Annotated in this window: 14 protein-coding genes and 2 riboswitches; of the genes, 5 read left to right on the top strand and 9 right to left on the bottom strand. The window is 60.7% G+C overall.

The window, feature by feature from the left end:
• Positions 1-155: 155 nt before the first annotated feature.
• The 4 genes from cobM to AK821_RS14340 all read right to left on the bottom strand — a co-directional run bounded on the left by cobM (position 156) and on the right by AK821_RS14340 (position 2,304).
• Positions 156-902, bottom strand: coding sequence for a precorrin-4 C(11)-methyltransferase (gene cobM / locus AK821_RS14355; RefSeq protein ID WP_064390278.1), 747 nt, complete (start codon positions 900-902; stop codon positions 156-158).
• An 81-nt stretch (positions 903-983) separates the two neighbouring features.
• Positions 984-1,397 (bottom strand): cobalamin biosynthesis protein, encoded by a 414-nt coding sequence (locus AK821_RS14350; RefSeq protein ID WP_008080473.1) that lies wholly within the window; start codon positions 1,395-1,397, stop codon positions 984-986.
• The gene (locus AK821_RS14345) at positions 1,394-2,095 is read right to left on the bottom strand and encodes a CbtA family protein (RefSeq protein WP_064390277.1); all 702 of its coding nucleotides are present in this window, start codon (positions 2,093-2,095) and stop codon (positions 1,394-1,396) included. Before AK821_RS14345 ends, AK821_RS14350 begins: the two co-directional genes overlap by 4 nt.
• An 11-nt stretch (positions 2,096-2,106) precedes the next feature.
• On the bottom strand, positions 2,107-2,304 hold the full coding sequence (locus AK821_RS14340; protein WP_064390276.1) for a CbtB domain-containing protein: 198 nt from the start codon (positions 2,302-2,304) through the stop codon (positions 2,107-2,109).
• A 122-nt stretch (positions 2,305-2,426) separates the two neighbouring features.
• Positions 2,427-2,648: riboswitch (cobalamin riboswitch) on the bottom strand.
• Positions 2,649-3,569: 921 nt separating this feature from the next.
• A riboswitch (cobalamin riboswitch) is annotated at positions 3,570-3,781 on the top strand.
• A gap of 99 nt (positions 3,782-3,880) precedes the next feature.
• Between AK821_RS14340 and cobW the strand changes: the two genes are divergently transcribed.
• From cobW to AK821_RS14315, 5 genes are all read left to right on the top strand, one after another.
• Positions 3,881-4,954, top strand: coding sequence for a cobalamin biosynthesis protein CobW (cobW, locus tag AK821_RS14335; RefSeq protein ID WP_064390275.1), 1,074 nt, complete (start codon positions 3,881-3,883; stop codon positions 4,952-4,954).
• 3 nt (positions 4,955-4,957) lie between these two features.
• A complete protein-coding gene (gene cobN / locus AK821_RS14330) occupies positions 4,958-8,806 on the top strand; it encodes a cobaltochelatase subunit CobN (RefSeq protein ID WP_064390274.1) in 3,849 nt (1,282 codons plus the stop codon).
• A gap of 237 nt (positions 8,807-9,043) precedes the next feature.
• Entirely contained in the window at positions 9,044-10,054 is a 1,011-nt protein-coding gene (locus AK821_RS14325) for an ATP-binding protein (protein WP_064390273.1), read from the top strand.
• Positions 9,973-10,710, top strand: a complete 738-nt coding sequence (locus AK821_RS14320; protein WP_082355444.1) for a VWA domain-containing protein — start codon at positions 9,973-9,975, stop codon at positions 10,708-10,710. The genes AK821_RS14325 and AK821_RS14320 overlap by 82 nt, the downstream gene beginning before the upstream one ends.
• Before the next feature lie 398 nt (positions 10,711-11,108).
• A complete protein-coding gene (locus tag AK821_RS14315) occupies positions 11,109-12,668 on the top strand; it encodes a TerC family protein (protein ID WP_064390272.1) in 1,560 nt (519 codons plus the stop codon).
• An 18-nt stretch (positions 12,669-12,686) separates the two neighbouring features.
• On the opposite strand, the gene AK821_RS14310 is transcribed toward AK821_RS14315, so the two are convergent.
• From AK821_RS14310 to wecB, 5 genes are read right to left on the bottom strand one after another with little or no spacing between them, the layout of a single operon-like run.
• Positions 12,687-13,763 carry a GGDEF domain-containing protein gene (locus AK821_RS14310; protein WP_064390271.1) on the bottom strand — a complete coding sequence of 359 codons (1,077 nt, stop codon included), beginning with the start codon at positions 13,761-13,763 and terminating at the stop codon, positions 12,687-12,689.
• Complete coding sequence (locus tag AK821_RS14305) at positions 13,747-14,625, bottom strand: DUF4434 family protein (RefSeq protein ID WP_064390270.1); 879 nt, start codon at positions 14,623-14,625, stop codon at positions 13,747-13,749. Before AK821_RS14305 ends, AK821_RS14310 begins: the two co-directional genes overlap by 17 nt.
• Positions 14,625-17,786 (bottom strand): NfrA family protein, encoded by a 3,162-nt coding sequence (locus tag AK821_RS14300; protein ID WP_064390269.1) that lies wholly within the window; start codon positions 17,784-17,786, stop codon positions 14,625-14,627. Before AK821_RS14300 ends, AK821_RS14305 begins: the two co-directional genes overlap by 1 nt.
• The gene (gene nfrB / locus AK821_RS14295; RefSeq protein ID WP_064390268.1) at positions 17,783-19,957 is read right to left on the bottom strand and encodes a cyclic di-3',5'-guanylate-activated glycosyltransferase NfrB; all 2,175 of its coding nucleotides are present in this window, start codon (positions 19,955-19,957) and stop codon (positions 17,783-17,785) included. The genes AK821_RS14300 and nfrB overlap by 4 nt, the downstream gene beginning before the upstream one ends.
• Entirely contained in the window at positions 19,954-21,108 is a 1,155-nt protein-coding gene (wecB, locus tag AK821_RS14290) for a non-hydrolyzing UDP-N-acetylglucosamine 2-epimerase (RefSeq protein WP_064390267.1), read from the bottom strand. The genes nfrB and wecB overlap by 4 nt, the downstream gene beginning before the upstream one ends.
• Between the last annotated feature and the right edge of the window lie 113 nt (positions 21,109-21,221).

The raw sequence follows: 21,221 nt of genomic DNA, 5'->3' as shown, positions 1-21,221 counted from the left end.
GTTCACTGCGAAGCCGTCACAAACCAGGCAATGCATTTTCCCGTGATGAGTGCATTTGTCTGGTGCCACAAGATCAAAAGATCGCAGCCTTCGGCAGCTCCTACAGGGAAACACATTCCAATGTAGGAGCTGCCGAAGGCTGCGATCTTTTGCTTTCAGGGTCTGTAAAGGTGTGCATGCCCCGCGCGGTACAGCGATGACTCGCTAAACACCTCACTCCCTAATACCCGCCCGACGAGAATCAACGCCGTACGCCGAAACCCCTTGGCCTCAACCTTCCCGGCAATATCCGCCAGCGTCCCCACCACCCAATCCTGATCCGGCCACGTCGCCCGGTGAATCACTGCAATCGGGCAATCAGCGCCGTAATGCGGCAGCAGTTCCGTCAGAATCTTGTCCAGATGATTAACGCCCAAATGAATCGCCATGGTCGCACCATGCTGCGCCAGACTGCCGAGTTCCTCACCCGCTGGCATCGCGGTCTTATCGGCATAACGCGTCAGAATCACGCTTTGTGAAATGTCCGGCAGCGTCAGCTCCGCGCCCAGCAACGCCGCACACGCGGCCGTCGCGGTCACGCCAGGGATGATCTCGAACGGAATATTCAGCTCGCGCAGATAACGAATCTGCTCACCAATCGCACCATACAGGCTCGGATCGCCGGAATGTACCCGCGCCACATCCTGACCCTTTGCGTGGGCGGTTTTGATCAGTTCGATGATCTGTTCCAGATGCAATTCGGCGCTGTTGACTACCGTGTCAGCCTGATGACCTTCGAGCACCGTCGCCGGTACCAGCGAGCCTGCATAAATGATCACCGGGCAACTGCGGATCAGCCGCTGGCCTTTGACGGTGATCAGTTCCGGGTCGCCGGGGCCGGCGCCGATGAAGTAGACGGTCATCGTAGAATCCTGTGAAAAAGAGGCGCAGCAATCGCTTCAGATGAAGATTGCTCATGATCGATGGCGGGGATTATCGGGTTTTTACGCGGCGCCGGCCAATGCGAAGGTGGCCTGGGCGTATTTCTGCCGGGAAATCAGCAGTTTTGCCGGTGCCTGAATCAACTGTTCGGCAAGGGCCAGCGCAGCACTTTCCGCCACGCCGTAGCAACCGGTGCGTTCGTAAGCGATCTCGGAACGGTGGCTGAGTCGCTCTTGGTAACTGGCCAACTCCTCGCTGCTGAAGTACAGCAATGGCAGCGCCAGTTGTGCGGCGAGTTCCTGTAAACCGGGTTCATCGCGTTTCAGGTCGATACTGGCCAAAGCCTTCACCGCATGAAGCTCAATGCGATGCGCCTGTAACGCCTGATCCAGTAACGCGCGCAGCGTGCTTGCCGGGCAGCCGCGCTGGCAGCCCAGGCCGACCACGAAGGTCGGCGCTGCGCTGTCATTCGTCATGCGTGGTATTGACCATCGATTTTGCGGCGGAACAACCAGGCGCTGATCAGGCCCAGGGCCAGCCAGAACACTACGTTGGTCAGCTGCGAAGCGATTTTGAACTGCGCTTCCAATGCTTCAGGGGCGAGCATCGAATGCACTTGCGGCTGAGGCGCGCCGATCACGTGCGGCACGGCGAGGATCGCCACGCCGAGGATTTTCATCAACCAGTGCCGGCTGAATGCGATCAACGACAGGCCGACAGCGGTCGACGCGGCAGTACCGATCCACCACATCTGTCGCGAGGCCAGATCGGCTGCAGCGGTGCCCGGCAATTCAGGTGGCAGGCCCAGAGTGGGCGCCAGCACGAATGTTGCGTAACCGGCCAGCCCCCAGAGCAGGCCTTGCGAAGTTTTGGTCGGCGCGCGCAGGGTGTACAGACCCGCAAGCATCAGGGCGAAACCCACGGCCACCACCAGGTTGCCGCCAGTGGTCGAAACCACGCGCTGCCAGCCGTCTGCCGGCTCCCAGGCCTCGGTATCATGAGTGTGCGCAGCGGTGCCAGCGGCGTGTTCGTGGACTTCGGCAACCGGTTCGGCCTTCTCAAAGGTTTCCGCCTGGAGAATCAGCGGTGAAACCCAGAAGCTTTGCAGCAGGGTGAGGAGCAGGGCGGCCAGCAGGCCAGTGAAACCTGCAGTTTGAGCAATTCGCTTGATCATGTCGGCAGGTCTCAGTGGCACGGGAACGCGGCGCTGTGGCGGGTATCGTGCGCGGCGTTGTGCACTGCTTCGATATGCGAGAAACCGGCGAAATAGACCAGGCTGGCACCCAGAATCGACGCGAAGACAGCGGCGGTCAGGCGTTGGCTCAGGGTGGTGGTGCTGGCGATTTTGTCCGTGTTGCTGCCGGTGCTGCTGATGATCGACATGGCGCTTCCCTCTGGAGTGTCAGCGGGTGATTCAGAGCGCATAAAACCCCTGCGGGTCGAGCACGCAGGGGTTCGAACAGCGCCCGCCCACCGCGGGTTTGTTATGTTCAGCGACGCAAAATGCGTACTGTGCGTTGCGGGCCGGTCTCCGGGCTCACGAGGGGTTGGCATCTGGCCTACCTGCAAGCGTCACCTTCCCATGCCGTACTGGCACAGTGGATCTGACGCTTCGCTCGCTTACCGTTGCGGGGGCAGCACCGGACTGACATGGGCTTGAGTAAAGCACATGATTCACCGGTTTCCCGTTTCACCCTGTGAAGGGCACCCGTAACAAGGTGTGTAGGAGAGCATGGGTTGGGGATTTTAGTCAATTTTGTGGGTGTATATCCGTTGCTGCGGGTGTTGCTGATTAGGGTTCCGCCCTTACGGCGACTCACTTTTTTTCAAACGCCGGAATGCCGGCCCAGCAAAAAGTAAGCAAAAAACGCTTGCTCCTACGTGCGGCCCGCTCGCTGGGGCTCGGGGTTCCCTCGCTCCGGGATTGATCCGGGCGCAGCGCCTACGGTTTGCTGCGCTGCACCTACTCTCGCTGTGTTTGGCTGCGCCAAACGGTCGCTGCGCTCCCACCCCCGGATCAATCCCTCCACTCAGCCTTCCGACGTCGCCTTACAGATCAAGAGCTGCAGCCGAGCTAACGCTCATCCTGTTGAGTGGTGAAGAGCAAAGCGTGGTCGGCTTTGGTTTTGTGGTGGATTCGCCCCTCACCCCAGCCCTCTCCCGAGGGAGAGGGAGCCGATTTTTGGGCTTTTCAAAATGCGCGTTCGACGCGGTATCGCACGTCGGCGTACCTCGCCCAAACAACTCGATCAGTCCCCTCTCCCTCCGGGAGAGGGCTAGGGTGAGGGGCTCGTGATCTGGCTTTGGCTCTTGATCTGGCTTTTGATCTGGCTTTTTTGCCCCTTCGGCAGGCCGAGCGGAGGTGTTCATCCGGGGGTAGGCGCGCAGCGCCGTGCGGCGCAGCCGCATTCATCGAGAGGAGGTGCAGCGAAGCAAACCGTAGGCGATGCCCCCGGATGGACACCGTAGCGAGGGAACACTGAGCCTCAGCGAAGTGCCGTACGCCGGGGCAAAGCCTTTTGGTTCCTTTTTGGCGTTTGAAAAAGGGACTCGCTGTAAGAGCGAAACCGCCAGCGGCAGCACCCACAGCAACGGATACGCCCCAAAAACCAAAACTCAACGCCCATTGACCCACCCTTAGACGATGCGTAGCCTTGCGCTTTCGAGGTTCTTCGGCCGCTGCCGAAGCTAAGAAGGGAACGCGGTCAATGCCGCGGCTGCCCCCGCAACTGTGAACGGCGATGTTCGCTGCCACGCCACTGCCAGCTCAACCGATGAGCCCGCGGGAAGGCGCAGCAAACGCCAGGCCCACCGCCTGAACGCCGTCAGCCAGGAGACCTGCCTCGTCACAGATTCTCACTACAACCGGGCGGGGTGATCCGGTGGCGAACTCTCCAGGCATGCGCGTGCGTTGCCGGTTCTCGTCCCGTATGCCCGCCGCTTGCCAAAGGGCATACCGATGAAAACACTGGCCAAACTCCCCGTCACTATCGTCACCGGCTTTCTCGGCTCGGGCAAAACCACGCTGCTGCGCCATATGCTCGACAACGCCCAGGGCCGTCGCATCGCGGTGATCGTCAACGAGTTCGGCGAGTTGGGCATCGACGGTGAAATCCTCAAGCAATGCACCATCGGTTGCACCGAAGAAGAAGCCACCGGTCGCGTTTACGAACTGGCCAACGGCTGCCTGTGCTGCACCGTTCAGGAAGAATTCTTCCCGGTGATGCGCGAACTGGTCGCCCGCCGCGGTGACCTCGATCACATCCTCATCGAAACCTCGGGCCTGGCCTTGCCGAAACCGCTGGTGCAAGCCTTCCAGTGGCCGGAAATCCGCAGCGCCTGCACCGTTGACGCGGTGATCACCGTGGTCGACAGTCCCGCCGTAGCCGCTGGCACCTTCGCCGCGTTCCCGGATCAGGTCGACGCCCAGCGCAAACTCGATCCGAACCTCGATCACGAGTCGCCGCTGCACGAACTGTTCGCCGACCAACTGGCCAGCGCCGACCTCGTCATCCTCAACAAGGCCGACCAGACCAGCCCGGAAGATCTCGCTCGTGTACGTGCCGAAGTCGCCGAAGAGTTGCCACCGGCGGTGAAAATCATCGAAGCCAGCAACGGTCGTCTGCCGCTGGACGTGCTCATCGGCCTTGGCGCCGGTTCCGAAGAGCACATCGACAGCCGCCACAGCCATCACGACCATCATCACGGTGAAGACGATGATGACCACGATGACCACGATCACGACGCTTTCGATTCAATCTCCATCGAACTGCCGCAAGCCGATGAAAGCCTGCTGCTCGACGCCCTGACGCAACTGGTGGTCAAGCACGGCATCCTCCGTGTCAAAGGTTTCGCCGCCATTCCAAACAAGCCAATGCGTTTGCTGATCCAGGGCGTTGGCACGCGTTTCGACAAACATTTCGACCGCCAGTGGGGAGCTGATGAAGCGCGCGTCACGCGCCTGGTTTTGATCGGTCAGCAACTCGACGCCGCGCAACTCGAAGCGCAATTGCGCGCCGCGCTCAGCGTTTAAATCATGCACCTGCTCAGGACTCAGCCCGGCGGATTCGTCTCGGATGACAACATTGCCGACCTAGGCCAAACCCCCGCCGAGTTGGTGATCCTGTGCAGCGGCGACTCCAGCCTGGCGCTGCTCGCCGAAGCCGCGCAGCAGTTGCCGGAAGATTACCCGAGCCTGCGTCTGGCCAACCCGATGCAGGTGCAGAATCACGCTTCGGTCGATTTGTACGTCGATGAAGTGCTGCGCCACGCCAAAGTGATTCTGATCTCGTTACACGGCGGCATCGCCTATTGGCGTTATGGTGTCGAGCGTTTGGTTGAACTGAGCGAGCGTGGCGTGCAGGTGATTCTGGTGCCGGGCGATGATCGGCCCGATCCGGAACTCAGCGACTTGAGCACCGTCAACGCAGAGGATCGCGACCGGCTCTGGCAGTTTTTGCGTCAGGGCGGCATGGGCAATGCGCTGGATTTCTTCCGTTGCATGGCCAGCCGTTGGCTCGGCCGCGATTACGTCTGGGAAGAACCGCAAACCCTGCCGCGCACGGCGATTTACCACCCGACTAAAAACACCGCTGCACTGAGTGACTGGCAAGCCCAATGGCTGCCTGAGCAACCGGTTGCGGCGGTGTTGTTTTACCGCTCGCATTTGCAAGCGGCGAACACCGCGTTCATCGATGTTTTCTGCCAGCGCTTGCAGGTGGCGGGGCTTAATCCGTTGCCGATCGCGGTGGCCAGTTTGAAAGAACCCGGCTGCCTGTCGGTGGTCGAGGATTGGCTGGATGAAGTCGAGGCCGGGGTGATTTTGAACACCACCGGTTTCGCCCAGTCCAGCCCCGAAGCGCCGCACCTGCGGCCGTTTCGCCGCAACATTCCGGTTATTCAGGCGATCTGCGCGCAGGACAACGAGCCCGGCTGGCGCGACAGCGAGCAGGGTCTGGGCCCGCGCGATCTGGCCATGCACATTGCCTTGCCGGAACTCGACGGGCGCATCATCAGCCGGCCGATCAGCTTCAAGGATCTGGCCTGGCGCAGCGAGCGCAGTCAGTCCGATGTGGTCTGCTATCGCGCGCAGCCTGAGCGCATGGATTTTGTCGCTGAACTGGCGCGGCGCTGGATCGATCTGGCGCGGGTGCCGAATGGCGAAAAACGCATCGCGTTGATTCTCGCTAACTACCCGACCCGCGATGGGCGCATCGGTAACGGCGTCGGTCTCGACACGCCGGCGGCAGCGCTGAACATCCTGCGAGCATTGCAAGCCGAGGGCTATCCGATCACGGCAGAGTTGCCGGACAGTGGCACTGAGTTGATCCAGCGATTGCTCGGTGGCGTCAGCAACGATCTCGACACAATGGACCTGCGCCCGTGCCAGCAAAGTCTGGCGATGGACGCTTATTTGGCCATGTTCAATGCGCTGCCCAAAGCCAATCGCACTGCCGTGATTGAGCGTTGGGGATCGCCGCAAAACGATCCGATGTGCCGCGACGGGCGGATGATGGTCGCCGGTCTGCGCTTCGGTCTGACCTTCGTCGGCATTCAACCGGCGCGTGGTTATCAGGTCGATCCGAGCGCGGTCTATCACGATCCGGATCTGGTGCCGCCACACGGCTATCTGGCGTTCTATTTCTGGTTGCGCAACACCTACGGAGCGCACGGCGTTATTCACGTCGGCAAGCACGGCAATCTCGAGTGGCTGCCGGGCAAAGGCGTCGGCCTCTCGGAGAATTGCTGGCCGGATGCACTGCTCGGGCCGCTGCCGAACATCTACCCGTTTATCGTCAACGACCCGGGCGAGGGCGCTCAGGCCAAGCGGCGTACGCAAGCGGTGATCATCGACCACTTGATGCCGCCGCTGACCCGCGCCGAAACCTACGGGCCGTTGCGCAATCTGGAGCTGTTGGCCGACGAATATTACGAGGCGCAACTGCTCGATCCGCGCCGTGCCCGTGAGTTGCAGCGCGACATCCTGCAACTGGTGCGCGACACGCAGATTGATCGTGAACTGCAACTGGATGCGGGCCTGGACAGCGACGCCGATGCGGCGATCTGGCTGCCGCGTCTGGACACGTATTTGTGTGATCTGAAGGAATCGCAGATTCGCGATGGTCTGCACATTTTTGGCGAGTCACCGACGGGGCGACTGCGCATTGATACGTTGTTGGCCTTGCTGCGGATTCCGCGAGGGGACGGAAAAGGCGCGCAATCGAGCCTGCTGCGGGCATTGGCCAAAGCGTTTGAACTGGGTTTCGATCCGCTCGACTGCGCGTTGGCCGAGCCATGGGCCGGCCCGTGCCCCGAAGCGCTGCAAGCGCAAAGCAACGAATCCTGGCGCACCGCCGGCGACACCCGCGAACGCCTCGAACTGTTCGCCACTCAACTGATCTCCCAGACACTGCAATCCCCTTGTAGAAGTGAGCCTGCTCGCGATAGCGGAGTGTCAGTCGCTGAAGATTTACCTGATCCACTGCTATCGCGAGCAGGCTCACTCCTACAGGGACCGCGTTGGGCGGAGGTCAGTGCAATCATTCAGAATCTGCGCGAAGTCGTCGCCCCACGCCTGGACGCCTGCGGCCCGGCTGAAATGCGCGGTCTGCTCGACGCCCTCGGCGGTCGTTTTGTCCCCGCCGGCCCCAGCGGCGCACCGAGTCGTGGCCGCCTCGACGTCCTGCCCACCGGGCGCAACTTCTACTCGGTCGACGTGCGCAACCTGCCGACTACGACGGCGTGGCGCATCGGTTTCCAGTCGGCCACGCTGATTCTCGAACGGCACTTGCAGGATCACGGCGATCACCTGCGTCAACTCGGGCTGTCTGTCTGGGGGACGGCGACCATGCGCACCGGCGGCGACGACATCGCCCAGGCCATGGCCCTGATGGGCGTACGTCCGGTATGGGCGACAGGCAGTCAGCGCGTCGATGACTTCGAGATTTTGCCGCTGAGTCTGCTCGACCGTCCGCGTGTCGATGTGACCTTGCGTGTCTCGGGATTCTTCCGCGACGCCTTCGCCAACCTGATTCGCCTGTTCGATGCCGCCGTGCAAGCCGTGGCAGCGCTGGACGAGCCGGACGATCTCAATCCACTCGCCGCTAAAGTACGTGCCGAACGCGAGGCGCTGCTGCAATCGGGTCTCGATGAAGACACCGCGCGGCGTCAGGCCGGATGGCGAATCTTCGGCGCCAAACCCGGCGCTTACGGGGCCGGCGTGCAGGGCGCGATCGACGGGCGCCTGTGGCAAACCCGCGAGGATCTCGCCGAGGTCTATCTGAACTGGGGCGCTTACGCCTATGGCGGTTCGGATGAAGGCACGGCTGCCCGCGAGCAATTCGTCCAGCGCCTGAGCCAAGTGCAAGCGGTGCTGCAGAATCAGGATAACCGCGAGCACGACTTGCTCGATTCCAACGACTATTACCAGTTCCAGGGCGGCATGCTGGCTGCCGTCGAAAGCCTGCGCGGCGAAGCAGCGGCCAGTTATCACGGTGATCACAGCCAGCCGGATCTGCCGAAGATTCGCACCTTGAAAGAAGAGCTGAACCGCGTGATCCGCTCGCGGGCAGCCAATCCGAAATGGATCGATGGCGTCAAACGCCACGGCTATAAAGGCGCGTTCGAAATGGCGGCGACGGTCGATAACCTGTTTGCGTTTGATGCGACCACGCAGTTGATCGACGATCATCAATACGCGCTGCTCGCCGATGCTTATCTGCTGGATCCGGCGACCCGGGAATTTGTTCGTGAGCATAATCCGCACGCGCTGCGGGATATGACCGAACGGATGCTGGAAGCGCAGCAGCGCGGGATGTGGCAGGAACCGGGGGCTTATAAAGAGGCGCTGGAGAATCTGCTGTTGGATATTGAGGAAGATATGTAGCGTCCTCAGGAAAGTCACCCCCTCACCCCAGCCCTCTCCCCCAAGGGGGCGAGGGGAAAAGGGAGCCGATTTGTGTGCTGTTCAGAATCGAAGTCAACTCGATAATTCAGGTCGGCGTACCTTGAAAGAACACCTCGGTCAGTTCCCTCTCCCTCTGGGAGAGGGCTAGGGTGAGGGCCACCCCGACTGACACACCACCACCCAAGAACACCCACGACCACGACAGAGAAAACCCAAATGACCGACACCCCGCATTTCCCGCTCTCCGCCGTGGTCGGCGCCAATGACCTGAAACTCGCTCTGTGCCTCACCGCCATCGACCCGAAAATCGGCGGTGTGCTGATCGAAGGCCCGCGCGGCATGGCCAAATCCACGTTGGCCCGAGGCCTGGCCGATCTGCTTGCCAGCGGCCAGTTCGTCACCTTGCCGTTGGGCGCCACCGAAGAGCGCCTGGTCGGCACGCTGGACCTCGATGCCGCACTGAGCGAAGGTCGCGCGCAGTTTTCTCCCGGTGTGCTGGCCAAGGCGGACGGCGGCGTGCTCTACGTCGACGAGGTCAATCTGCTGGCCGATCACTTGGTCGATCTGCTGCTCGACGTCGCCGCCAGCGGCACCAACCTGATCGAGCGTGACGGTATTTCCCATCGGCACTCGGCGAAGTTCGTCCTCATCGGCACGATGAACCCGGAAGAAGGCGAATTGCGCCCGCAATTGCTCGACCGCTTCGGTCTGAACGTTGCCCTCAGCGGCCACACCGCGCCCATCGAGCGGGGCCAGATCATCCGGCGTCGACTCGATTTCGACAGCGATCCGCAAGGCTTCTGTGCGCAATGGCAAGGCGAACAACAAGCCTTGCGCACTCGTTGTGAACACGCTCGCGCGGCCTTGGCCAACATTGCGCTGGACGATACTGCGTTGGCACAGATCCCCGAATGTTGTTTTGCTGCCGGGGTGGAGGGCCTGGGCGCTGATCTGGTTTGGCTGCGTGCGGCTCGTGCCCACGCGGGACGGCGCGGGGCAGCGGAGATTGGCGGAGAAGACATCGACGCCGTTGCCGAGTTTGCCCTGCGCCATCGTCGTCGTGAGCAACCGCCAACGGCTCCGCAACAGTCTGCACAGTCGCCGGCCGAGACTCAGGCCACAAAGCCGAGCGAAGGGCAGGGCGAGTGGGGCGACATGCCTGCGCCCGCCTTAGCCACTGGCGCCCGCCGCGAAGTGCCGAGCTGGCCGCTACCAAAAAAGCCGTAAGCATTCGCCCCCGATCCGCAGCGGGGGCGAATGCCAAACCCCGGGCCGGACAACTGGACGGTGGACGTCAGGGCAAACGCCATGCGGCCCGCAGCGGTACGGTGAACTGGCCGGGCACCTTGCTCAATGGGCGTCCTCGAGTGCGTGAAGATCTGCTGTTCCAATTGCGCACGCGTTCGCCCCATGAACTGTGGCTGGTGATCGTCGATGCGTCGGCTTCGACTCGTCGTCATCATGCCTTGAGGGACGCCAAGGGCTTGCTCGCGCAGTTGTTCGATGACGCCTATCGACAGCGTGCGCGGCTGGCATTGTTGACCGCCAGTGGCACCACGCCGAAATGGCAGGTGCAGGGTTTGAAAGCGTCCAGCGGACTGGGCGTCTGGCTTGATCAGTTAGGTGCGGGTGGCGGTACACCGTTGCTGGCGGCGCTGGCGCAGGCACAGCAATGGTTGACGGTTCGGCGCAAGCGCTTTCCTGCCGAACAACAGCGATTGCTGGTGGTCACCGATGGGCGCTTGAAGGATCTCGGTGCGATGTCGGCAGTAGCCTGTCCGGGGCTGTTGATCGACATTGAGCGCGGGCCGATTCGACTAGGGCGGGCCAAGGAACTGGCGGCGGCGCTCGAGGCGGATTATCGGCATATCGACGAACTTTGAAGGTTGCGGTGTCTGAGCGGGCCTCTTCGCGGGCAAGCCCGCTCCCACAGGGTTCGATGTCAAACCAAGCATCACATTCACATCTGAGACTTCTGTGAGAGCGAGCCTGCTCGCGAAGCTTTTCAGCTTGATACAGATTTTGAAATGATTTGCCGCTGTAGGAAATGTTCCCAAAGCCTGTACGCTCCAAGGCCATTTTTCATTCAGGATTTGCATGAACACCCTCTTGGAACCTCCCAGTTGTAGTTCCCCCACGCGCCATTGCGCGGTCTTGACGCACTCGCAGCATCCGGTTTTCCGACACCCGACTATCGTTGTTAACGCGGCTCTTGAGCCTTCGCGTTGCGCTTTGCCGTGTCCGGCAGCCTGAATTCACTGAAGAGAGATCGAGACGTTTTATGGAATGGTTAGCGGATCCCACGGCCTGGTTAGGCCTGTTGACATTGATCGTGCTGGAACTGGTGCTGGGTATCGACAACCTGGTGTTCATCGCAATCCTTGCGGACAAACTGCCACCGCATCAACGTGACCGCGCGCGGATCATCGGCCTGTCGTTGGCACTGATTATGCGTCTGGGCCTGTTGGCGAGCATTTCCTGGCTGGTCACCCTCACGCAGCCGTTGTTCGAAGTCTTCGACAAGAGCTTCTCCGGCCGTGACTTGATCATGCTGTTCGGTGGTGTGTTCCTGTTGTTCAAAGCAACGATGGAATTGCACGAACGCTTGGAGGGTCACATTGGCGAACGGTCGACGAATACCGCGTATGCCTTGTTCTGGCCGATCGTCGCGCAGATCGTGGTGCTCGATGCAGTGTTCTCTCTCGACGCGGTGATTACCGCCGTGGGCATGGTCGATGAGCTCGCGGTGATGATGATCGCGGTGATCATTTCCATTGGCCTGATGATCGTTGCCAGCAAACCGTTGACGCGCTTCGTCAACGCCCACCCGACGGTGATCATGCTGTGTCTGGGCTTCTTGATGATGATCGGCTTTGCCCTGACCGCTGAAGGTTTGGGCTTCCACATCCCGAAAGGTTATCTGTACGCGGCCATCGGTTTCTCGATCCTGATCGAGGTGTTCAACCAGATTGCCCGCGCCCGACGCAAGCGTTCGATGCAGGGCCTGCGCCCGATGCGCGAGCGCACGGCCCACGCGGTCATGCGCTTGCTCGGTGGGCGCAAGTTGGCGGTGGAAGAGGTTGGCGAGGAGATTTCCGACCTGCTGGACGATGGCGAGGCACCGACTGCCGAGCTGTTTGATCGCCGCGAACGAGTGATGATCAGTGGCGTGCTGCAACTGGCGGAGCGCCCGATCCGCGCCCTGATGACCGTGCGCGCCGATGTCGACAGCATCGATCTGGCTGATGACGCGGAGGCGATTCGTACGAAGTTGATGCATTCGTCCTACTCGCGCCTGCCGTTGATTCGTGACGGTGCGGTGGATGAACCCTTGGGTTTCGTGCACAAGAAAGAATTGCTCAAGGAATACTTGGGCGGTAATGAACCGAATCTGGAGCATTTGGCCCGCAAGACTGTCAATCTGCTCGACAGCTACTCGATTCTGAACGCGCTGGAGCAAATGCGCGGTGCGTCGACGCACATTGCCTTCGTGGTCAATGAATTCGGTGATTTTGTCGGTGTGTTGACCATGACCGACATCCTTGAGTCGATTGCCGGTGAGCTCCCCGATGCCAGTGAAATCGAAGGCCCGGACGTCGTCGAAGAGCAGGGCGGATTTATGGTCAGCGGTGCATTGAACCTGACGCGGGTTCGCCAGCGCACCGGTTTTGGCGCCGAGCCGACCGAGGACTACCAGACCATGGCCGGGTTGGTGATGAGCTTGCTGGACCGTTTGCCGATGAAGGGTGATTGCCTGACGCATGAAGGTTGGCAAATGACCGTTCTGGCGGTTGAGGAGCGGCGGGTGACGCGGGTGTTGTTGGTTCCCGAGGCCGCGTAATACCGAAGCCAGCTAAATCTACTGATGAAAAGTGTACCGATCCTTGCCGGTATGCTTTGACTCATACAATGCCGCATCCGCCTTGATCAGCGCCTGGTTCAACGTGTCGTTGTCCTCCACGCAGGTCAAGCCGATGCTGATGGTCACTGGGTGCCGTGTGGGTTGCTCGCGCACCAATCGGCACAGTTCGGTCGCGAGGGCTTCAACGTCTTCGCGCCGCACGCCGGCCAGATAAATCGCAAACTCTTCACCGCCCAGCCGGGCGTAATCGAACGGCAGCATGACGGTTTTGATATCGGCGGCGATGCGTTTCAGCACCTCATCACCGACGTCGTGGCCATAGGTGTCATTCACTTTCTTGAAGTTGTCGATGTCGATCATTGCCAGGTAGTGGTCATGTTCGCGAGGCACGGCTTGCAGATGTTGTTCGGCGACGGTCATGAATGAGCGACGGTTAGGGATTTCCGTGAGGGGGTCGTTATAGGCCTGATCCAGCAGCAGCCTGGACATGATGTAGTTGTAGAGCTTGGCTTCGCGCAATTTCAGAAAGGTGTAGATGGTCAGTGCGCAGAGAAACACGCTGTAGCACGCGGTCAGTACACCCCTCAGTTCGATCAGGCTGATAGTGGTATTGATGAAGGGGTTGAGCAGTACCCAGATCAGCACCTGAACGACAAAGAATGACCAGCGACTCAGCGGCAGCACCGAGATGCTGTAGAGCATGCTGGCGGCCGCGAGCACCAGCCAGGAACTGTGTACGGCGGGTGGCAGACCGTTGACGATAAAGCGTATGCCAACGGTCAGTCCCAGCACGAACAGCACGGTGATGACATTGAAGTGATGAGCCTTGCGGGTGAAGGCCAGCACCACGGTCAACACCGCAAACAGCGCCAGGAAAATCATCGAGCGCCAAGTGAATCCCTGACCGCCGAGGAAACTTACGATCAGGTCGAATAACAGCCACATGCCAATGCTGACGATGTAGATCAGCAGGCTGAACGACTGCATGCGCTCGAATTCATGCTGGATGAACTCCGCCCGCAATTCGGCGGGCGCAGTTTTCTTCAGTACTTGCTCTTCAATGGTTTTGTACATCGCCGCCCTGATGGTTGCGCTGGTTGTCGAGAATCACTCGGCCCCATGGACGATAGCGCAGTGAAAACACTGCGCCGGCATGACACCCGGTCGATGTCGCATCCGGGGCGACGGGTTCGGCGCGGAAGGGCTGGCCTTCACGGCTGACCTGACGAAACGCTTCACGCACAATGCCGACGGAGCAGGGCAGTGCGCTGGCATAACCTTCACGCACGAACACCGGCAAGCGACCTGTGCCGGCGCCGTCCTGCCACCACACCTGAATGCCCAGTGCGCTCAAATCGCCCAGCCACTGCCCGTTTACCGTTGGGGCCAGTTTGCCGGCACTGAATGCGCTGACATGCAGCGGCGCATCGATTTTTGCGGCGAAATCCTTGAGCTGCTTTTGCAGCGTCATACGACGGTCCGCCGCGAGAAAGTGGAAGTCATCGAGCTCCAGCGGCAAGTACCAGCCTTGTACCGTGAGTTTCCAGTCTTCGCGCAGTAGGCGCTGCTGAGCCAGCGACTGACCCAATTGCGCTTGCCAATATTTGCCGAGGGCGGCGCTGTCCAGTTCGTCGATGCGTTGGTAATAGGCCGGGTCCATCTTCAATCCCAACACCAATTGCAAACCTTGCTGTTGGGCGAGCTTGAGGCTGTTGGCGAGCCAGCCGTTGGCGCCGCCGAAATAGGAGTCGCCATAGGCGGTCCATTGCACAATCAGGGTTCGCGCGCCCTGTCTGGCGGTGTCCTGCCAGATTTTCTGCCACTGCGCCTGACTGAGGCTGGCATCGACATTCAGCGGTTGATAGAACACACGCTCATCGGCTCGAGCGACGAGTGAGCCAAACATCAGGCAGAAACACAGCATCCAGCGCGCCATCAGAAATTCCACTCCACGCCCAGCAGCACACCGTTGCCACCTTCATACAGATTGCCGCCCAGGGACTGTTGATATTCGGTGCGCACCGTCAGTTTGGAACGGTAGGCGTTGTAGCGATCATCGTCGTACCACCACTGCCATCGCAGGCCGACACCGGTGCGCAGGTCTTGCCGCCAATCGTTGCTCGGATCCTGGCTGGCGAACTCGAGGAAACCATACGGCATGATGGTCTGCGCGCCATTTAACGGCAGCTTCCAGGTATGACCTTGCTGGAAACGGGACAGCCATTGGTGATCGCCAGCCTTGGTCCACCACGCAGCGTCGAGGTAGAGGAAGCGCTCATCCCATTCGCTTTCGTCAACGCGCCAGTCGTTGCGGTATTTGCCCTGATCGAGGAACGACGCGGTGGCGCGCAGCAGGTAGTCGGTAGTGGTGTGGCCGTCCTGGCGGTGGTCATCGAGTTGGTCCGAGAGTTTGTCGGGATTGATCAACTGGCCGAGGCTCAGGCCGTGGTTGTCCTTGTCGTCGAACTGGCTTTGCTTGTAGATCTCGCCGTAGAGGTTGATGTTTTGCGTACCCCACGGCTTGTAACGCAAGCCCACGCCTGCCGCCACGGATTCGGCGTAGCGGGTGCGGCTTTGCCCGCCGAGCAACACGCGACCATAAACCGAAAGCGAGCTGCCAGCGCGGCTTGGTTCCTCACCCAGAGCGTGATCCCACATCGCAACCTGGACGTTTTGCGAGTTGGGGCTGCGATTTGAACCCTGGCTGTCGTCGTCACGCAGAAAGTCGTTAGTCGATACGCCGGCAGGTGACCAGGTACTGGCGATAGTAAAATTGTCGCGCCGGGACAGCGCTTCATGGGCGCGGCGCTGACGATAACGCCGGGCCTCCATGCTGCCGTCCTCATCGTCGGCGGCCACCGGGTTCTGTTCCAGATCGATAACCCGACGCAGCTCTTTACGTGCCGAGGCACTGTCCTCGATTTCGTCGTAACGCCAGGCCAGGGTTTCGCCAAGGTGATAGTCCTCGGGAAAATCGCGGGTCGCCTGTTGCAGATAGGGGATGGCCGTTGCGCGCTCTTTGCGGCTTGGCGCACCGGACAGACGCATGCCGTAGTCGGCGCGATAACGCGGATTGGCTGGATCGCGGCGCACCGCTTCGGCAAGCCAGGCATCGCTTTGCGCCAGGTCGCCAGCCTTTTGCGCGGAAACCGAAGCGGCATAAAAATGCCCGGCGTCCGGAGCGATTTGCAAGGCTCGGCGTTGCCGTTGCAGCGCCTCGGCATGATCGCCGCGAGCGTCGGCGATGGCCGCGCCAAGCGACCATTCATTGGCGCCGCGAGTGCTGCTTTGTTGCCAGAAGCGCTCGGCCGCTTGATTGTCACCGGCATTCAATGCACTTCGGCTTGCAGTCAGGCGTGCATTGTCGGTGAGTTCGGCGGCCGGAATGCTGCGCCAGATGGCCAGTGCGCCGGTGGAGTCGCCCGCCGCCTCCAGCGCATAGGCCAACGGCAAGCGACTGCTGCGATCGCCCAGTTTTTCTGCCTGCTGGTAATACACCACGGCTTCGCCCGGACGATCAGGCATCGCACAGCGGGCGAGGGCGCGATAGTCGCCAGCCGCTTGCGGGTGACTGCCGATGGCTTGTTGGACCGCATCGCATTGCCCGGTTTCGGCAAGTTGTGCGAGCAGTTGGCCACGGGTAGCACCGTCGATATGACTGATCAAAGAGGCCATACGCCGTTGTTGCGCGGGCGTGATGTCTTTCGACGACGCGTAAAGCCCCGCCAAACGCTGCAGAGCTACAGGCGGCAGGCGCGCGCCGTGACGGTCGTAAGCATTTTCCAGCAGTTGCCGGGCGTGGGCGCGATCACCGCTTTGCAGTGCGAGGAAACTGGCCTGATTCAGTGAAGCCAGGTTACCGGTTTGCCGATAGTGGTATTCCCACAGCGTTTGCTCTTCCGTACGGCGCCCCATGCGTTGGGCCAGTTCGGCCCTGCGCTTGACCACCGCCGGGGTCTGCGTCTGGCCCGCGAGCCAGACCATTACTTTGCTGCTCTCGCCCTGTTCCTGCCAGACATCGACCAGTTGCGCCTGGCGACGACTGTCCCACGGCTCGGGCAAACGCGTGCTCTGCAGCAAGTCCGTCGCTTGCAGGCGCTGAGCGAGGACCAGCCAGGCTTGCGGATCCTCTGATGGCTGGCACTGGCGTAGTTGCGTCAAAGCGGCTTCGGGGTCATGGCGCGATAGCCACTCGGTGGTTTCCAGGCACGGACGCTGTAAATCGTTGCTCAGACGTTGCACGGTGGGGACGTCGTCGGTTTGCCGCGCCAGTTCCCACAGGCGCTGGCGTTGCGCCGGGTCGGCCAGGTCGGCGGCGGGCAGGGATTGCAGCCAGCGTTGCGCCTGTTGGTCGTGGCCCATGGCGATGGCGCGATCGACCATCGCCAGACGCACCTTGCGCGCCGCTTGCGGGTCAGGCGCCTGCTGCAACAGCTGTTGCAAGGGTTTTTCATCGAGACGTTGCACGTAGGCATTGGCCAGCCGCTGCCAGCCTTCGGCGTCCAGCTGTTTGCGGGCCGCAAGCGGCGCCAGTTCGTCGATGGTGCCGCTCCAGTCGCGCAATTGTTCCGACCAGTTGGCGCGGGCCAGACGCAGAATGTTTTCATCGCCCTTGGGCGAAAGTGGCGCCAGCCAGTCGTGGGCCTTGGCCGCACCGCCGAACTTGGCCAGGCTCAAGCTGTAAGCCTGCCAAAGCCGTACGCGGTCGTTGAGGTCGCTGGTAGCCATCCATTGTTCGACTTGCGTGCTGCTCGGCGGATCCTGCTCGATCCAGGTCAGACGCAAGTCGAGCACTGCTTCACTGTTGTCCTTTGGCAATGCCTGAATCGCATCCTTGTAGCGACGCTGTTTGGCCAATGACTCGACGAGCAAGGCCCTTGCCTCATCGTTTTTCGGCACCTTCTCCAGCAAGTGCCGCATCAAGCGTTCAACTTCTTTCCAGTTGCCCTTTTTCGCCTCGCGATAGCTGCGATCCATGTAGGGATAGCTGCGAAACTGCTCGAAATCACTCAGCGGTGCGGCTTGCAATGGGTACGCTGTGCTCAGGCCGAGCAACAGGCTGCCCAGCAACAGGGTGTGACGCTGAACAGGCCTCATGCGACCTCCCGGACGATGCGGTAGGCGGCTTGTTGTTCGCTGGCCTGGTCGGCCAGTGCCTGATCGAGTACTTCCTGGGTGATCATGCCCCGGGAGATCAGGTGTTCGCCGAGTGACATCTTCTCGGCGTCGAAATCGATCAACGCCTGATTGAACAGGGTGGGGGGCACCATCCCGCGTACCTGCAGCAAATTGCCCAGCAACACCTGATGGCGGCTGACGCGTTCCAGCAAGGCTTCATCGTCCTGGTGACGCTCCAGCACTTCAAGCATATGACGCACTTGCGCATTCTGACGGGGGCTCGCGTACCAGTGACGAATCCCCAAAGTCACCCGGCCCTGCGGTGCCAGTCGGCAGCGTACCGGGCGTTTCAATTGACGGCTGATCGCGCCGAGCGACACCTGACTGACCGGGCCTTCCGACGCCAGCACCAGGGTTTCGCCATCTTCAGCGACCGGCAGCACGCCATAGTGCGAGGCCACGCGGCGCGGCACGGCATCGATCAGGCGTTTGTCGAGTTTGAATGGATTGAGCGGCGCCCACTCCAGGTCGAGTTGTTCTGCCAGCGCCTGCACCAGTTGCGTACTGTCGATGTACTCGCGCAACAACAATTCACGTCCCAGACGTCGACGTACCGGACTGGTGATCGCCGCTTCCAGTTGTTCCTCGGTCAGCAAGCCTTTTTCCACCAGACGATGGCCCAGCGGTGTGCGTTGGGCTTTGGTCAGGGCGGGGAACTCATGGGTGGTCTTGTCCCACGCCACGCGGCGGGAGTCGCCCATTTCCATGACCTGTTTCAGCGCGCGCAGATTGGCGAAGAAGTTCACGAAGTTGCTCCACATCATTCGTGGTGCCGACAGCAGGCCCTCGCCCAGTCCGTAATAACGGGTGACGAACCAGCCGCGCTGGAACAGGCGGTTGAGCAGCATGAAACCGTTCAGCCAGAGCAGCACGGGCAGGATGGAACTGTCGGAGAGAATCGACGGGTAACGCCACGACTCTGGAGAAACCACCGTCACCAGCCACATGACGATCAATACAACAAACAGCAGGTTGACCAGAAAACTCAGCATGTAGGCAATCAGGCCGCGTCGGTCGCGCCAGAGGAAATAGTTGAGCAGGCCCTTGCGGCTCCAGCCAAGGTTCTTGGTGCCCTGAAACACGATGCCGACGATCCAGCGCGATTTCTGCCGGATCGCGTGCTGCAAATCTCGAGGAAAATGTTCACGGACACAGATCACTTGGGAGAACTCGCGGTTCATGCCGAACACCCACGGTTGCTCCAGCGCCAGTTTCGGATTGCTGACCGAGTAGCGGGCGAAAATGCACTTCATGCCTTTCTGCTTGAGGCGGAAGCCGATGTCGTAGTCTTCGGTGAGACTCTGTACATCGAAAGCGATACCGTCGCCGTCTTCGAGCAGGGCGCTGATGGCCTTGCGGCTGAAGCAGGTGCCGACGCCGGCGCTGGGCACCTGACCGGTCAAGGCCTCGCGGACGATGACGTCCTTGCCGTGGTTCTCGGCGAACTCATCGACATAGTGACCGGCAGTGAAGCCTTTCCATTCCGGTGCATAGGGGTAGACCGGGATCTGGATCAGGTCCTTGTTAGGCAGAAGATAGTTGTACAGACGCAATTCCATCGGCGAAATCACGTCTTCGGCGTCGTGCAGGATGAACCCGGCGAACTGGATTTTTGCCTCGCTTTCAAAGCGCAGGATCGCGTCGATGATGTTGTTCAGGCAGTCGGCCTTGCTGGTCGGGCCAGGGCGGGCGCAGACCACTTTGTGCACGTTGGGGTAATGCTGGCAAACCGCATCGACGTCGGCTTGAGTTTCGCAGTCGTTGGGGTAGGTGCCGACAAAAATCTGATAGTTCTCATAGTCGATGGTCGAGGCAGCAAGGCGCGCCATTTCGCCGACCACACCGACTTCATTCCATGCCGGGACCATGATCGCCAGCGGTTTTTCCGGGATCGCGTACAGACGCTCCTCATCGGCGCGCTCGAATTTTTCGTAGATCCGCCAGCGCCGGATCAGCCTGCGGCCCCAGTACACAAGGTCGATGAACAGGTCATCCAGACCCAGGATGAACATCAACAAGGCGAGGACAATCGCCACATATTTGAGAGCAAACAACACATACGCAAAGAAATCGACCCAACCCAGACTCATACCCCGTTACCCGCCGCCGAGCGTGCGCTCAACCAGGCGTGCAGGCGGGAGGCAATCAATTCGCTGGCGTGACCATCGCCATAAGGGAAATGCACACGGCTCATGCGCGTATAGGTCTCTTCGTCGTCGAGCAGTTGCGCGGCTTCCTTGATGATGCGGGCCTTGTCGGTGCCGACCAGCAGCATGGTGCCGCTTTCCAGCACCGAGGGCCGTTCGGTGACGTCGCGCAACACCAGCAGCGGTTTGCCGATGGCGGGGGCTTCTTCCTGCACGCCGCCGGAGTCGGTGAGGATGAAGTGCGCACGGCCCATGAGCCAGACGAAATTCGGATAATCCTGTGGTGCGACCAGATAGATGTTGGGTTTGTTGGCGAGCATGCCGTACACCACCTCCTGCACCAGCGGATTGAGGTGTACCGGATAAACGAATTGCACGTCCGGGTAACGCTCGGCGAGTTCTGCCAAGGCCTGACAAATATTCTGAAAACCATCGCCGAGGTTTTCCCGACGATGGCTGGTGACCAGAATCATCCTGCGCTGATCATCAAGCACTGCCAAAGGTGAATCAGCTGCTGGCTGCCAATCGGTTTGTTGCTGGTGGGCACGCATCCACAACAAGGCATCGATCACCGTGTTGCCGGTGATTTCGATGTTGTCTTCGGGCACGCCTTCGCGCAGCAGATTGGCGGCGGATTTCGATGTCGGTGGGAAGTGCAGGTCGGCGATGACGCCGGTCAGGCGTCGATTGGCCTCTTCAGGCCACGGTGCGCGCAGATTGCCGGTGCGCAGGCCGGCTTCAACGTGGCCGATGGGCAGTTGCCGATTGAACGCGGCGAGGGCGGCGATGAAGCTGGTGGTGGTGTCACCGTGGACCAGCACGATGTCCGGTTTGACCCGTTCGTAGGCCTGATCAAGCTGTGCCAGCAAATGCTGCGACAAACCGTTGAGGGTCTGGCCCTGGGTCATCACGTGCAGGTCTTCATCCACCGTCAGCTCGAAGGCGTCCAGCACCTGAGTGAGCATCTCGCGATGCTGGCCGGTGGAGCAGATGTTCAGTTGGATGTCAGGCCAGTGACGCAGAACCCGAGCGAGCGGGGCCATTTTGATGGCCTCCGGGCGAGTACCGAAAACCATCATGACTTTAAAAGACATTGACCCCCTCCTGGACTTTGCAACGCTGGGGCGAAACGCCTTTCGCGTGTTCTCTTACTGAGAAATAAAGAAAAGCAGCCGGATGGGAGCTTGTCCAATCAGGTTTGGGGCTT

It is taken from the genome of Pseudomonas sp. RIT-PI-r, from assembly GCF_001297015.1.
GTDB lineage: Bacteria > Pseudomonadota > Gammaproteobacteria > Pseudomonadales > Pseudomonadaceae > Aquipseudomonas.
Note: the sequence above shows the minus strand (reverse complement) of the source record. Positions and strands in the feature narration are given on the sequence as shown.